This is a genomic window from Streptomyces sp. NPDC059499 (assembly GCF_042749285.1).
Taxonomy (GTDB): domain Bacteria; phylum Actinomycetota; class Actinomycetes; order Streptomycetales; family Streptomycetaceae; genus Streptomyces.
On the sequence record NZ_JBHYTT010000010.1, the window covers coordinates 160,495 to 173,937 of the forward strand.

The following is a 13,443-nucleotide window of genomic DNA, read 5'->3' on the forward strand; positions in this document are numbered from 1 at the left end:
CTACTCCTTGCCGAGTGGTCGGAGTTCGTATTTGGGGTTGAACAGCACCCGGCGCCCGTGACTCATGGCGATGCGGCCCGAGGCTATGAGCTTGCGGCCGGGCTCGATGCCGATGATGGAACGCCGGCCCAGCCAGACCACGTCGAGCGGCGCGGTGCCGTCGAAGAGCTCCGCCTCCAGGGCGGGCACTCCGGCACGCGGGCGCAAGGTGACCGTCCGCAAGGTACCAGCCACCTTGACGATCTGGCGGTCCGAGCACTCGGAAATGCGCGTGCAGCCCGAGGCGTGCGTGTCCTCCTGCAGCTCCTCGGACTCCAGATCCTCCTGGGAACTGGACAGCCGGTCGAGCATGCGGCGGAAGCGGCCGGACGGCTTCTCGGCCCTGCCGGCCTTCTCGAATCGGGGAACAGCGCTCATACCCGAAGGGTACCGGTCTCCTGTGGTAAGGGCTGGCCCGAGGGGGTCCCACCCGAACGGATGACCAAGGCCGCCCCGGGACCCCGTCAGCCCTTCTCGAAGCGGTAGCCCATGCCCGGCTCGGTCACGAAGTGCCTGGGGTGCGAGGGGTCGGTTTCCAGCTTGCGGCGCAGCTGCGCCATGTAGACCCGCAGGTAGTTGGTCTCGGTGCCGTAGGAGGGCCCCCACACCTCCTGGAGCAGCTGTTTCTGGCTGACGAGCCGGCCCGCGTTGCGGACGAGGACCTCCAGGAGGTGCCACTCCGTGGGGGTGAGCCGCACATCGCGGCCCTCCCGGTGGACCTTCTTCGCCGCCAGGTCCACGGTGAAGCCCTGGGTCTCGACGATCACGAGGTCGTCGGCCCCGTCCTGGCCGACCGGTTCGGCCCTGCGCACCGCCGCGCGCAGCCGGGCCAGGAGCTCGTCCATGCCGAACGGCTTGGTGACGTAGTCGTCGGCGCCGGCGTCCAGTGCCTCGACCTTCTCGTCGGAGGTGTGGCGGGCGGAGAGCACGAGGATCGGCACACGTGTCCAGCCGCGCAGGCCCCTGATCACCTCGACGCCGTCCATGTCCGGCAGCCCGAGGTCCAGGACGACGACGTCGGGATGGCGGGCGGCGGCGAGCTGCAGGGCTGTCGCCCCGTCGGGCGCCGCGTCCACCTCGTACCTGCGCGCCTTCAGATTGATCACGAGGGCGCGTACGATCTGCGGCTCGTCGTCGACCACAAGCACCCGGGTCATCGCGATCCTGCCTTTCCTGAACATGTGTACGAGGTGGGGTTCCGCCCCGGGAGGTTCACGAGGTGACCTGGACGGGCAGACCGGGGTCCACTCCGACCTGACCGGGTGCCGCCTTGAGCGTGAGGACCATCGTGAGCCCGCCGCCCGGGGTGTCCTCGGCCCCCAGCGTTCCGCCCATGGACTCCACGAAGCCCCGGGCGACGGCGAGCCCGAGGCCCACCCCCGCGCCGCGGGGGGCGTCGCCGTAGCGCTGGAAGGGCTCGAAGATCCGTTCCTTGCCCTCGTCGGGGACACCGCGGCCGCGGTCGGCCACCCGTAGCTCGACGCGTTCGCCCAGGGCGCTGGCGGCGACGGTGACGCGGTCCCGGCCGGGGCTGTACTTGACCGCGTTCTCGACGATGTTGGCGACGGCCCTCTCCAGCAGCCCGGGGTCGACGGCGACCATCGGCAGCGTCTCGGGGATGTCGAGGTCGACGCTGCCCTCGGGTACGCCCCCCAGGGCCATCGGCACGACCTCGTCGAGGTCGATCTCACGGATGAGCGGGGTGACGGTGCCGGTCTGCAGGCGGGACATGTCGAGGAGGTTGCCGATCAGGTGGTCCAGTCGGTCGGCGCCGTCCTCGATGGCGGCGAGGAACTCGGCCTCGTCCTCGTCGGACCAGGCGACGTCGTCGGCGCGCAGCGAGCTCACGGCGGCCTTGATGGCCGCCAGCGGCGTGCGCAGGTCGTGGCTGACGGCGGCGAGCAGCGCGGTCCTGATCCGGTTCCCCTCGGCCAGCCGCCGGGCCGCCTCGGCCTCCCCCACCAGGCGCTGGCGGTCCAGGACCACCGCAGCCTGCGCCGCGAACGCTCCGAGCACCCTGCGGTCCTCGGCGGGCAGCACCCGGCCGGAGAGGGCGAGCGCCATGTTGTCGCCGACGGGCATGTCGACGTCGGCGTCGTCCGGCCGGGTCACGGGGGCGGGGCCGACGGATCCGGCGCAGGTCCACGGATCGACGTCGCTCTGCCGCTCCAGCAGGGCGACGGACTCCATGCCGAAGGTCTCGCGGACCCGCTCCAGCAGGGCGTCCAGGGCCGTCTCGCCGCGCAGGACGCTCCCGGCCAGGGCCGAGAGGATCTCCGACTCGGCACGCAGCCGTGCCGCCTGGTGGGTGCGGCGGGCCGCCAGGTCCACCACGGAGGCGACCGCGACGGCCACCGCGAAGAAGATCACGATGGCGACGAAGTTCTCAGGGTCCTGCACGGTGAGGGTGTGGGTGGGCGGGGTGAACCAGTAGTTCAGGAGCATCGAGCCGACGGCGGCCGAGGCGAGCGCGGGCGCCAGTCCGCCGAGCAGGGCGGCGGCGACCGTCAGGAAGAGGAAGAGCAGGACGTCGTTGGCGAGACCCGGGCCGTTCTCCAGGCGGAGCAGGAGCAGGGTGAGCAGGGCGGGTCCGGCGACGCCGACCGTCCAGCCCCAGATGATCCGGGTGCGGCCGAGCCGGGCCCCGCGGGCCATGGGGAGGCCGCGTCCCTTGGCGACCTCTTCGTGCGTGACGATGTGGACGTCCAGGTCGGGTCCGGACTCGCGGGCGACGGTGGCGCCGACTCCGGGTCCGTAGATGTACTGCCAGGCCTTGCGGCGACTGGAGCCGAGGACGATCTGGGTGGCGTTGACTCCCCGGGCGAATTCGAGGAGCGCCGAAGGTATGTCGTCGCCGATGACGTGGTGGAAGGTGCCGCCCAGGTCCTCGACGAGGGTGCGCTGGACCGCGAGCTCCTTGGGCGACGCGGACGTCAGCCCGTCGCTGCGGGCGATGTACACCGCGAGGATCTCGCTGCCGGAGCCCTTGGCCGCCATCCGGGACGCCCGGCGGATGAGCGTACGGCCCTCGGGGCCGCCGGTCAGTCCCACCACGATGCGTTCGCGGGCCTGCCAGGTGGTGCGGATGTTGTGTTCGCCGCGGTACTGCTGGAGGTACTCGTCGACGCGGTCGGCGACCCAGAGGAGGGCCAGCTCGCGCAGGGCGGTGAGGTTGCCTGGGCGGAAGTAGTTGGACAGGGCCGCGTCGACCTTGTCGGACCGGTAGATGTTGCCGTGGGCCATACGGCGGCGCAGCGCCTGGGGCGACATGTCGACAAGTTCGATCTGGTCGGCCCGGCGTGCCACCTCGTCGGGAATCGTCTCCTTCTGCCGCACACCGGTTATCGACTCGACGACATCGCCGAGCGACTCCAGGTGCTGGATGTTCACGGTGGAGATCACATCGATGCCGGCCTTCAGGAGCTCCTCGACGTCCTGCCAGCGCTTGGCGTTGCGTGAGCCCGGCACATTGGTGTGGGCCAGTTCGTCCACCAGTGCGACGGCGGGGGCCCGCTCCAGAACGGCGTCGACGTCCATCTCCGCGAAGACCGCGGAACGGTACTCGATCTCGCGCCGGCTGATCTGTTCGAGGCCGTGCAGCAGGACCTCGGTGCGTTCCCGTTCGTGGTGCTCCACGAAGGCGACGACGCAGTCCGTGCCCCGTTCCACCCGGCGGTGCGCCTCGGACAGCATCGCGTACGTCTTGCCGACGCCGGGTGCCGCACCCAGGTAGATCCGAAGCTTGCCGCGTGCCATGGCCCCATTGTCTTCTCTGAACCAGCCGCCGTGGAACCGGCGGCTGCTTCAGAAGCTACCCCGAGAATTTCCGGCATATGGGACCAGGGGCGGGCGCAGGGTCCGTATTGACGGGATTCTGATGCGGGCCGGCGGTGTGCCCGCCCTTCACACCTGCTCGACGATGTGCCCGTCGCTGAGCTCCAGGACCCGGTCGGCGAAGCCGAGCAGCTGGGCGTCGTGAGTGGCGACGAGAACGGTGACGCCCTCGCTGCGCACCACGGCCCGCAGCAGCTCCATGACCGCGAGACCGGTCTCCGCGTCGAGCTGCCCGGTGGGCTCGTCGGCGATCAGGAGAGCGGGCCGGTTGGCCAGCGCACGGGCGATGGCGACACGCTGCTGCTGGCCGCCGGAGAGCTCCCCGGGGCGCTGCTGCGCGTGGTCGCCGAGGCCCACCAGGGAGAGCAGGAGCGCCACCCGGTCCTCGCGCTCACCGGGGTCCGCCCTGCGCAACCGCATCGGCACGCCGACGTTCTCCGCCGCGGTCAGGATCGGGATGAGACCGAACGACTGGAAGATGAAGCCGATCCGGTCCCTGCGCAGCTCCAGCAGGCCGTTCTCGCCGAGCTCGGAGAGGTCCGTACCGTCGACGGTGATCCGGCCGCCGTCCGGTGAGTCGAGGCCGCCGACGAGGTTGAGCAGAGTCGTCTTGCCGGAGCCCGAGCGGCCCTTGAGCGCGACCAGTTCCCCGCGCGGGATCTCGAAGGAGACGCCGCGCAGGGCGTGCACGGCGGCCGCGCCGGTTCCGTACGAGCGGTGGAGGTCCTCGATCCGCACCATGGGCCCGCCGGCCGGGTCCTCGGCCACTGCCGTGCCGCTCTGTCCGGTGGCGCTCTCGGTCATGTCTCTCCCCCGTACGTACGTGCTCTCGTCGCCGCCAGTATGTGCACGAGGCACACGCACGGGCAATGGCCGGTGGGCCGCACCCCGGGAAGGGTGCGGCCCACCGGCCGGATCATGCTGTGCGAGCCGCTCAGCGCACCTCGGTGATCTCGGGTCCGCGCTGGAGCTGGCCCATGCCGCCGGAGAACTTCGAGCTCTCCTGGTCCTCCTGCTGCACACCCTCCGGCACCATCTGGGCGTCGTTGGGAAGCTTGAGGACGATCGGGTCGCGCGGGGCCATCGGGCCGTCGCCACGGACGACGACGGTGTCCCGGAAGATCGTCTCCAGGAGTCCGGCCGCCTCCGGCTGCACGGCACCCTGACCGGAGATCACTCCGCGCAGGAACCAGCGAGGTCCGTCGACACCGATGAAGCGCACCAGCTGTACGCCGTTCTTCCCGTCGGGAAGCTGTACGGGGACCTGCGCGCGCAGCTCCCAGCCCAGCGGGCCCTCGACCTCGTCGATGATCCCGCCCTGCTGGGTGATGCCCGAGGCGATCTCCTCGCGGACCTCGCCCCAGATGCCCTGCTTCTTGGGGGCGGCGAAGGCCTGCAGCTGGACCGCGCTGTCGCGCAGTACGACGGTGGCGGCGACGATCGCGTCACCGGCCACCTCCACCCGCAGCTCCATGCCTTCGACTCCGGGCACGAAGATGCCGCCGAGGTCCACGCGGCCCTCGCCGGGCTGGGAGACCTCGGAGATGTCCCACGGCCCGTCCGGCCTGGGGGCCGGCGGAAGGTTCGTCCGGCGCGAGCCGGATGCGGCTCCGTCGGTGCCATCGAGCTCGTCGGCGACCTGCTCGGCCTCGCGCGCTTCGTCCGCCCTGTCCTCGGCGGAACCACTGTTCTTGCGACGTCCGAACACGTCACTGTCCTTCCCGGTCGGATACGACCGAAGCGTAGCTGTTCCCACCCTGGGTGTTACCGCCCCTGACGCCGTCCACGGCGGCGTGACCGCCGGTGGACCCGAAGCCCCCCTCGGCCCGCGCCGAACCGGGAAGCTCCGCCACCTCGTGGAAGCGCACCTTCTCGACCTGCTGGACGACCAGCTGGGCAATCCGGTCGAACCGCTCGAACCGCACGGTCTCGCGCGGGTCGAGATTGACCACGATTACCTTGATCTCCCCACGGTACCCGGCATCAACCGTCCCTGGGGCATTCACGAGGGCCACTCCGCAGCGGGCTGCGAGGCCGGATCGGGGATGCACGAACGCGGCGTACCCGTCGGGCAGCGCGATCGACACCCCGGTGGGGAGCACCGCCCGCTCTCCCGGGGCGAGCTCGGCGGCCTCGGTGGTCACCAGATCGGCACCGGCATCGCCCGGGTGTCCGTAAGCAGGAATCGGCACGTCCGGGTCGACCCGGCGGATCAGCACGTCGACAGGATGGCGCATCACGGGTTCACCTCGAAGGCACGGGCACGCCTGACCTGGTCCGGGTCGGCCATCGCCGCCCGGATCTCCTCCGGCCGGCCGTTGTCGATGAAGTGGTCCATCTTGACCTCGATGAAGAGGGCCTCGGCACGGACCGCGACAGGCCCATCGGGGCCGCCGATCCGGCCCGTGGCCCGGCAGAAGATCTTCCGCCTGTGCACTGCGGTGACCTCGGCGTCAAGGAAGAGCACCGTGCCCACCGGCACCGGCCTGACGAAGTCGGTCTCCAGCCGTCCGGTCACCGCGATCACCCGCAGGAGCCAGCTCAGCGCACCGAGGGTCTCGTCCATCGCCGTGGCGAGCACGCCGCCGTGCGCGAGCCCCGGAGCACCCTGGTGCGCGGGCTTCACGGTGAACTCGGCGGTGACGCTCACGCCCTCCCCGGCCCGCGCCCGGAGGTGCAGCCCGTGGGGCTGCTCGTCCCCGCAGCCGAAGCATTGCTCGTAGTGCGACCCGAGCAGCGTGCCCGGCGCCGGGGCATCGGGGTGCCGTTCCGGCTTCGCGGCATCGGCCGGGGGTGTCAGACGTGTAGATGTTCCACTCACAGGCGCAGACCTTACCCGCGCGGCCGATCGCAGGTCGCGCCGTGCCAAGCTTGGCTCCATGCAGCCTTCCGCACCGCCCTTCGACGAACGTCTCACCGCACCCCGCACGTGGTGGCTCATCGCCTTCGGGGTCGGCGTCGCCTGCGCCCTGATGCTCCTGCCGCTCGGCACGCTGCCCATGCTCGGCGGTCTGGCCGGCGGCACCGTCGCGGCCGCCGTGGTGGTGAGCTCGTACGGCTCGGCACGCGTCCGGGTGGTGGCCGGCGCCCTCGTCGCGGGCGATGCGCGGATCCCGCTGTCGGCGCTCGGCGACGCCGAGGCGCTGGATGCGGAGGAGGCGCGCGCCTGGCGCTCGTACAGGGCTGATCCCCGCGCCTTCATGCTGCTGCGCAGCTACATCCCGACCGCGGTGCGGGTGAAGGTCACGGATCCGGACGACCCGACGCCGTACGTCTACCTCTCGACCCGGGAGCCGCAGGCCTTGGTGGCCGCCCTTACGGGTGTCCCCGCCTGAGGCCCTAGAAGCCGGGCTCGTCGAGGCCCTTCGGCAGCTCCTTCGCAGGCACTGCGGGCTGCTCCAGCGGGGGCAGCTCGGGGAGCCGGTCCCAGGTGACCTGCTGCTTGCGCAGATCCGCCCTGACCCGGTCGGCCAGCTTTCTGGTGTCCCGGCGGTTCATCAGCGCGCCCACCGCGGCGCCGATCATGAACGGAATGAGATTGGGCAGGTCGCGCACCATGCGCTTCATGATCTGCTGACGCAGTTCGCGCTTCATCTGCCCGCCCAGCGCCGCGTTCAGCGTGGTGGGGCGTGACACGTCGATGCCGCGCTCCTCCGTCCAGGACGTCAGATACGCGGTGCTGCGCTGCCCGAGGTTGCCCGGCGGGCGCCGGCCGTAGACCTCGTGGAGCTCGGCGACGAGCTTCATCTCGATGGCTGCCACGCCGGTGATCTCTGCGGCCAGCTCGGCCAGCATGGCGGGTGGTACGGGCATCATGGCCGCCGCCCCGATCCCCGCGCCGACGGTGGCGGTCGCGTTGCACGCGCCCGCTACGAGCTTGTCGGCGAGTTCCTCGGGACCCAGTCCCGGGAACTGCTTGCGCAGCCTGGCGAGGTCGCGCACAGGGATGCGGGGAGCCGTGTCGATGATCCGGTCGGCCAGCTGGCCGACTGCCGCCCTGGCGCTCTCCCCGCCCTTGTGTACGCCCCGTTTCAGTTTCCTCAGACGGCCTGCCCCGGTCGTGGGCTCCGTCGTGCCGTCCTGTCCGGGCATCTCCGGAGATGCCGCTGCCCGGACTGCTTCGAGCGAGGCCGACCGGCCCCGCTCGTCGTCAGATGTGCCGGGAGAGGGCGGCAGGGCGGCCTGGTTCTCGGCAGGTGGGCTTGCGCCTTCTGCCGGGCCTGTACCGCCCTGATGCGCCTCCGACGACTTCGTGCGCCGCAAGCGCCGCTTCCGGAACGGTGTGTCGCCTGCCACGGCCGGCCTGCCTCAGTCGCAGTCGCGGCAGATGGGCTGGCCGTTCTTCTCGCGCGCCAGCTGACTCCTGTGGTGGACCAGGAAGCAGCTCATGCAGGTGAACTCGTCCGCCTGCTTGGGCAGGACCCGCACGGCGAGTTCTTCGTTGGACAGGTCTGCGCCGGGCAGCTCAAGGCCCTCTGCCGCGTCGAACTCGTCCACGTCGACGGCGGATGCCGTCTTGTCGCTCCGACGAGCCTTGAGCTCTTCGAGGCTGTCCTGGTCCACGTCGTCGTCAGTCTTGCGTGGGGTGTCGTAATCCGTTGCCATGTCGCTCTCCCCCTCTTGGGTGTCTGCGGTGTCTCAGCGCACGTAACGCGTGAGAGGCCGGACTTGTGCCCGACCTGAGGCGGAGATTTTGCCTCACATCAAGGTCTGTTACTCAATCGACACCCAACCGGATCTCCCGAGGGCGATCAGCTTGGGTGGCGATGGGGACCGTACACGGTCCGATTGCTGCAGTTCACGGGTGCCACCCCGTGTACTTCCCGTGATATCGACCCCCGGAAACCCGGACGTTTCCCGGCTTTCCGGCAGAGACGTGATCACCGAGAGTAGAAGGACCGAAAATGGCTCCTGTGATCGATCACACAGGGAGTCAACGGGACTGCCGCCCGTAAATTCCGCCCAAAGCGAACAGAGCGATCCAATGCGGCTTCACACCGCGAAGCCTCTCAGACCGGCAGGGTGACGCGCATCACGAGACCACCGCCCTCGCGGGGCTCCGCGATGATACGGCCTCCGTGCGCCCGCGCGACGGACCGCGCGATCGACAGGCCGAGCCCCACCCCCTTGTCGCTGCCTGTGCGTTCCGTACGCAGCCGCCTGAACGGCTCGAAGAGGTTGTCGATCTCGTAGGCGGGCACCACAGGACCTGTGTTCGAGACCACCAGGAGCGCCTGTCCGGGCTGGAGCTCCGTGGTGACCTCCACCCAGCCGCCCTCCGCCACGTTGTAGCGGACGGCGTTCTGTACGAGGTTCAGCGCGATCCGCTCCAGGAGGACACCGTTGCCCTGGACGACGGCCGGGGCACGCTCGCCGCGGATCTCCACCGCCTTCTGCGCCGCCTCGGCGCGGGCCTGGTCGATGGCGCGGTCGGCGACCTCGGCGAGGTCCACCGGCTTGCGCTCGACGATCTGGTTCTCGCTGCGGGCGAGCAGCAGCAGGCCTTCGACCAGCTGCTCGCTGCGCTCGTTGGTGGCGAGGAGTGTCTTGCCGAGCTGCTGGAGCTCCATGGGGGCTTCCGGGTCGGAGAGATGCACCTCCAGCAGGGTCCGGTTGATCGCGAGCGGCGTGCGCAGCTCGTGCGAGGCGTTCCCGACGAAGCGCTGCTGGGCCGTGAAGGCCCGCTCCAGGCGGTCCAGCATCTCGTCGAAGGTGTCCGCGAGCTCCTTCAGCTCGTCGTCCGGCCCGTCCAGCTCGATCCGGCGGGACAGATCCGTGCCGGCCACCCTGCGTGCGGTGCGGGTGATCCTGCCCAACGGGGACAGGACGCGGCCGGCCATGGCGTAGCCGAAGGCGAAGGCGATGATGCTGAGGCCCACGAGGGCCAGCAGCGAGCGGTTCAGCAGGGAGTCGAGCGCCTGCTGGCGCTGCTGGTTGACGCAGGCGTTCATGGCGGCGTTGAAGGTCTCCGGGCTCGCCGTCTTCGGCAGGTCGCAGACCTCACTGGTGACCTGGCCGTTCACGATCCGGAACGGCAGGTCGCTGCCCACGTTCAGCGCCTGTGCGGCCAGCATGTAGATGATCGAGAGCAGCAGGATGCCCGCGATCAGGAACATGCCGCCGTAGAGCAGGGTGAGCCGTATCCGGATGGTCGGGCGCAGCCAGGGGTACGGCGGCTCCTGCGGCTTGGGCTCCCAGGTGGGTTTCGGAGGCGCCTTCACGGGCGCCGGGGAGGCGGCCACGGGGCGCTCAGATCCGGTATCCGGAGCCGGGCACGGTGACGATGACGGGCGGTTCCCCGAGCTTGCGCCGCAGGGTCATCACCGTCACGCGCACCACGTTGGTGAACGGGTCGGTGTTCTCGTCCCACGCCTTCTCCAGGAGCTGCTCGGCCGAGACGACCGCGCCCTCGCTGCGCATCAGCACCTCGAGCACGGCGAACTCCTTCGGGGCCAGCTGGATCTCCTGCTCGTCCCGGAAGACCTCGCGGCGGTTGGGGTCGAGCTTGATGCCGGCCCGCTCCAGGACGGGCGGCAGGGCGACCGTGGTGCGGCGTCCCAGGGCGCGTACCCGCGCGGTGAGCTCACTGAAGGCGAAGGGCTTGGGCAGGTAGTCGTCCGCGCCGAGCTCCAGGCCCTCGACCCGGTCGCTGACGTCCCCGGACGCGGTGAGCATGAGGATCCTGGTGGGCATGCCGAGCTCGACGATCCTGCGGCAGACGTCGTCGCCGTGCACCAGCGGAAGGTCCCGGTCCAGCACCACGACGTCGTAGTCGTTGACCCCGACGCGCTCCAGGGCCGCCGCTCCGTCGTAGACGACGTCGACGGCCATGGCCTCCCGGCGCAGTCCGGTGGCCACCGCATCGGCGAGCAGCTGCTCGTCCTCGACGACGAGTACGCGCACGGCGCAGTCCTTCCCTAGATCTCCAGAAATACGGCGAGCGGCCCTCGTTCCGGCCGCTCGCTGCACGTCAGCGGCACCGACTGTGCGCGTCCATCCTGCCCGTAACGCGCATAAACCGGCGGTAAGACGACGCGGCCCGGGCTGCGCCTCCCGGGAATTCATCGGATTCCCGGGCCAGTTGAGGTTTCTCCGGCATGCGGCCCGGGGAGGACGATTTCACACCCGCGATCACGCCATGCACGTGGCGTTCCACAGCACACCCTTCTCCCCGGAGGGCCTGCGTGATCACCCTCCCCCGACCGCTGGCCGGGGGAATCCCGGGCACACCCCCGTGCCACCGACCCACGATGAGGGGGCGCTCCATGGACGCTTTCACCGCAGGTCTGCTGCAACGAATCAAGACCACCGAGTCCGATCTCACGAGGGCTCGCGAGACGGGCGACGACTTCCTCGCGGACGTCGAGCAGGGAGAGCTGGACGACCTGCACCGCCTCGCCGCCGAGCACGGCGTCGAAATCAGCGCCACAAGCGTCTGAGCCGCCACGAGAGGGCCCCGGAGCCGATTACGGCACCCGGGGCCCTCTCGTACGTCCGCGCCCGTCCGGGGCGCCACCAGGGGCCCCGGACCCGGCGTCAGTCGTGCCAGGCCCCCAGCTCCTCCAGGAGCGCCTGCAGCGGCTCGAAGACGCCCGGGGTCGCTGCGACGGTCAGGTCGCGGTCCGCCGGGAGCCCCGGCCGGCCTCCCGTGAGCGCTCCGGCCTCGCGGGCGATGAGATCGCCGGCAGCCAGGTCCCAGGGGTGCAGTCCGCGCTCGTAGTAGCCGTCGAGCCTGCCCGCCGCGACGTCGCAGAGGTCGACCGCGGCCGATCCGCCGCGCCGGATGTCACGCAGCCTCGGGATCAGCTGCTGCGCGACGGCGGCCTGGTGGGTGCGTACCTCGGTGACGTAGTTGAAGCCGGTCGACACGAGTGCCTCGCCGAGGGGCGGGGCGGGCCGGCAGGTCAGGGCCTCGCCGTTCAGGTACGCGCCGCCGCCGAGCACCGCGTGGAACGTCTCGCGGCGCATCGGGGCCTCGACCACGCCGACGACGCGCTCGCCGTCGCGCTCGGCTGCGATGGACACGGCCCAGGTGGGCAGCCCGTAGAGGTAGTTCACCGTGCCGTCGAGCGGATCGATGACCCACCGGATCCCGCTGCTGCCCTCGGCGCTGGCGCCCTCCTCGCCGAGGAAGCCGTCGCGGGGGCGGTTCCCCGAGAGGAAGCCGGTGATGAGCTTCTCCGCCCGGATGTCCATCTCGGTGACGACGTCGATGGGGCTGGACTTCGTCGCGGCCACCCCCAGGTCGGCCGGGCGGCCGTCACGCAGCAGGGCTCCGGCCCGGCGGGCCGCCTCCATGGCGAGGTCGAGCAGTTCGGACAGGAAGGGGTCGGTCACAGCGCTCCAGGGGTGTTCCGGCCGGCTTGCTCACCGGGGATTCAGGCGTACGGGCTGTCGGCACCCGCAGCTGCGGGCCTGACGGCCCTGGCCGGACAGCACCCGGCCGGGCAGAGGTCGTGGGAGGGGCCGAGGGCGCCCAGGGCGCACCGGTCCACCGGGCGGCCCTCCTCCGCGGCGGTGCGCTCCAGGAGGAGCTCACGCACGGCCGCCGCGAACCTGGGGTCCGCACCGACCGTCGCGGACCTGCGGACCGGCAGCCCCAGCTCGGCGGCCTTCGCGGTGGCCTCGGTGTCGAGGTCGTACAGGACCTCCATGTGGTCCGAGACGAAGCCGATGGGCGCCATGACGACCGCCGGGACACCGGCGCCGTGGAGGGTCTCCAGGTGGTCGCAGATGTCGGGCTCCAGCCACGGGATGTGCGGGGCACCGCTGCGCGACTGGTAGACGAGCTGCCACGGGTGGTCGATCCCGGTCTCCTCGCGCACCGCGTCGACGATCACCCGGGCGACGTCGAGGTGCTCCGCCACGTACGAGCCGCCGTCCCCGTGCGTCTCCACGGGGCCCGAGGTGTCGGCGGCGGACGTCGGGATGGAGTGGGTGGTGAAGGCGAGGTGCGCGCCCGCCCTGACGTCGTCGGGGAGGTCCGCCAGCGAGGCCAGCACACCGTCCGCCATGGGACGCACGAAGCCGGGGTGGTTGAAGTAGTGCCGGAGCTTGTCCACCCGCGGCACCGGCAGCCCCTCGGCCTCCAGGGCGGCGAGCGACTCGGCGAGGTTCTCGCGGTACTGGCGGCAGCCCGAGTAGGAGGCGTAGGCGCTGGTGGCGAGGACGGCGATGCGGCGGTGGCCGTCCGCGACCATGTCCCGGAGGGTGTCGGTGAGGTACGGCGCCCAGTTGCGGTTGCCCCAGTACACCGGCAGATCGAGGCCGTGGTCGGCGAAGTCCTTGCGCAGCGCGTCGAGCAGCGACCTGTTCTGCGCGTTGATCGGGCTGACGCCGCCGAACAGGAAGTAGTGCTTGCCGACTTCCTTGAGCCGTTCTTCGGGGATGCCCCTGCCCCGGGTCACGTTCGCCAGGAACGGGACCACGTCGTCCGGGCCTTCGGGGCCCCCGAAGGAGAGCAGCAGCAGGGCGTCGTAGAGAGCGGGATCGCGCAGATCGGACATGCACCCGATCCTGCCACCCGCCGCCGCCCGTGCGACAGCCGACATCGGTCCCGGTCCCAGGTGC

General features: G+C 70.9%; 15 protein-coding genes. 2 read left to right on the forward strand and 13 right to left on the reverse strand.

The genetic code is table 11. The annotated features are described in order from the left end of the window. From ACFW9O_RS23295 to ACFW9O_RS23325, 7 genes are all read right to left on the reverse strand, one after another. Entirely contained in the window at positions 1-351 is a 351-nt protein-coding gene (locus tag ACFW9O_RS23295) for an OB-fold nucleic acid binding domain-containing protein (protein WP_383179311.1), read from the reverse strand. A gap of 152 nt (positions 352-503) precedes the next feature. Then, positions 504-1,196: a response regulator gene (locus ACFW9O_RS23300; RefSeq protein WP_384611838.1), complete on the reverse strand. Its 693-nt coding sequence runs from the start codon at positions 1,194-1,196 to the stop codon at positions 504-506. Positions 1,197-1,251: 55 nt separating this feature from the next. Then, positions 1,252-3,795: an ATP-binding protein gene (locus ACFW9O_RS23305; RefSeq protein WP_384611840.1), complete on the reverse strand. Its 2,544-nt coding sequence runs from the start codon at positions 3,793-3,795 to the stop codon at positions 1,252-1,254. Between the two features lie 147 nt (positions 3,796-3,942). Further along, positions 3,943-4,677 (reverse strand): ABC transporter ATP-binding protein, encoded by a 735-nt coding sequence (locus ACFW9O_RS23310; protein ID WP_384611841.1) that lies wholly within the window; start codon positions 4,675-4,677, stop codon positions 3,943-3,945. Between the two features lie 130 nt (positions 4,678-4,807). Continuing rightward, entirely contained in the window at positions 4,808-5,581 is a 774-nt protein-coding gene (locus ACFW9O_RS23315) for a DUF3710 domain-containing protein (protein ID WP_351178915.1), read from the reverse strand. Between the two features lies 1 nt (position 5,582). After that, positions 5,583-6,110, reverse strand: a complete 528-nt coding sequence (gene dut / locus ACFW9O_RS23320) for a dUTP diphosphatase (RefSeq protein WP_351178930.1) — start codon at positions 6,108-6,110, stop codon at positions 5,583-5,585. Beyond that, positions 6,110-6,694 (reverse strand): PaaI family thioesterase, encoded by a 585-nt coding sequence (locus tag ACFW9O_RS23325; RefSeq protein WP_384611843.1) that lies wholly within the window; start codon positions 6,692-6,694, stop codon positions 6,110-6,112. The genes dut and ACFW9O_RS23325 overlap by 1 nt, the downstream gene beginning before the upstream one ends. A gap of 58 nt (positions 6,695-6,752) precedes the next feature. Between ACFW9O_RS23325 and ACFW9O_RS23330 the strand changes: the two genes are divergently transcribed. Then, positions 6,753-7,208 (forward strand): DUF3093 domain-containing protein, encoded by a 456-nt coding sequence (locus ACFW9O_RS23330; RefSeq protein ID WP_384611845.1) that lies wholly within the window; start codon positions 6,753-6,755, stop codon positions 7,206-7,208. A gap of 4 nt (positions 7,209-7,212) precedes the next feature. On the opposite strand, the gene ACFW9O_RS23335 is transcribed toward ACFW9O_RS23330, so the two are convergent. The 4 genes from ACFW9O_RS23335 to ACFW9O_RS23350 all read right to left on the reverse strand — a co-directional run bounded on the left by ACFW9O_RS23335 (position 7,213) and on the right by ACFW9O_RS23350 (position 10,776). Further along, positions 7,213-8,169 carry a hypothetical protein gene (locus ACFW9O_RS23335; protein WP_351178908.1) on the reverse strand — a complete coding sequence of 319 codons (957 nt, stop codon included), beginning with the start codon at positions 8,167-8,169 and terminating at the stop codon, positions 7,213-7,215. A gap of 12 nt (positions 8,170-8,181) precedes the next feature. Beyond that, the gene (locus ACFW9O_RS23340; RefSeq protein WP_003965732.1) at positions 8,182-8,478 is read right to left on the reverse strand and encodes a DUF4193 domain-containing protein; all 297 of its coding nucleotides are present in this window, start codon (positions 8,476-8,478) and stop codon (positions 8,182-8,184) included. Positions 8,479-8,882: 404 nt separating this feature from the next. Then, positions 8,883-10,115, reverse strand: coding sequence for a HAMP domain-containing sensor histidine kinase (locus ACFW9O_RS23345; RefSeq protein ID WP_351178904.1), 1,233 nt, complete (start codon positions 10,113-10,115; stop codon positions 8,883-8,885). A 7-nt stretch (positions 10,116-10,122) separates the two neighbouring features. Beyond that, the gene (locus tag ACFW9O_RS23350; protein ID WP_329206664.1) at positions 10,123-10,776 is read right to left on the reverse strand and encodes a response regulator transcription factor; all 654 of its coding nucleotides are present in this window, start codon (positions 10,774-10,776) and stop codon (positions 10,123-10,125) included. 362 nt (positions 10,777-11,138) lie between these two features. Between ACFW9O_RS23350 and ACFW9O_RS23355 the strand changes: the two genes are divergently transcribed. Beyond that, positions 11,139-11,312 (forward strand): hypothetical protein, encoded by a 174-nt coding sequence (locus tag ACFW9O_RS23355; RefSeq protein WP_167359495.1) that lies wholly within the window; start codon positions 11,139-11,141, stop codon positions 11,310-11,312. Positions 11,313-11,409: 97 nt separating this feature from the next. Here the strand turns inward: ACFW9O_RS23355 and ACFW9O_RS23360 are convergent, their stop codons facing one another. Together ACFW9O_RS23360 and ACFW9O_RS23365 are read right to left on the reverse strand one after the other, a co-directional pair. After that, on the reverse strand, positions 11,410-12,210 hold the full coding sequence (locus ACFW9O_RS23360; protein ID WP_351178899.1) for an inositol monophosphatase family protein: 801 nt from the start codon (positions 12,208-12,210) through the stop codon (positions 11,410-11,412). A gap of 41 nt (positions 12,211-12,251) precedes the next feature. Then, positions 12,252-13,379, reverse strand: coding sequence for a ferrochelatase (locus tag ACFW9O_RS23365; protein ID WP_384611847.1), 1,128 nt, complete (start codon positions 13,377-13,379; stop codon positions 12,252-12,254). Positions 13,380-13,443: the final 64 nt, after the last annotated feature.

Excerpts from the sequence above, each read along its gene's own strand:
- ACFW9O_RS23310 (WP_384611841.1), bottom strand. The coding sequence starts at position 4,677 with ATGACCGAGAGCGCCACCGGACAGAGCGGCACGGCAGTGGCCGAGGAC.
- ACFW9O_RS23330 (WP_384611845.1), top strand. The coding sequence starts at position 6,753 with ATGCAGCCTTCCGCACCGCCCTTCGACGAACGTCTCACCGCACCCCGC.
- ACFW9O_RS23300 (WP_384611838.1), bottom strand. The coding sequence starts at position 1,196 with ATGACCCGGGTGCTTGTGGTCGACGACGAGCCGCAGATCGTACGCGCC.
- ACFW9O_RS23365 (WP_384611847.1), bottom strand. The coding sequence starts at position 13,379 with ATGTCCGATCTGCGCGATCCCGCTCTCTACGACGCCCTGCTGCTGCTC.
- ACFW9O_RS23305 (WP_384611840.1), bottom strand. The coding sequence starts at position 3,795 with ATGGCACGCGGCAAGCTTCGGATCTACCTGGGTGCGGCACCCGGCGTC.
- ACFW9O_RS23295 (WP_383179311.1), bottom strand. The coding sequence starts at position 351 with ATGCTCGACCGGCTGTCCAGTTCCCAGGAGGATCTGGAGTCCGAGGAG.
- ACFW9O_RS23355 (WP_167359495.1), top strand. The coding sequence starts at position 11,139 with ATGGACGCTTTCACCGCAGGTCTGCTGCAACGAATCAAGACCACCGAG.
- dut (WP_351178930.1), bottom strand. The coding sequence starts at position 6,110 with ATGCGCCATCCTGTCGACGTGCTGATCCGCCGGGTCGACCCGGACGTG.
- ACFW9O_RS23340 (WP_003965732.1), bottom strand. The coding sequence starts at position 8,478 with ATGGCAACGGATTACGACACCCCACGCAAGACTGACGACGACGTGGAC.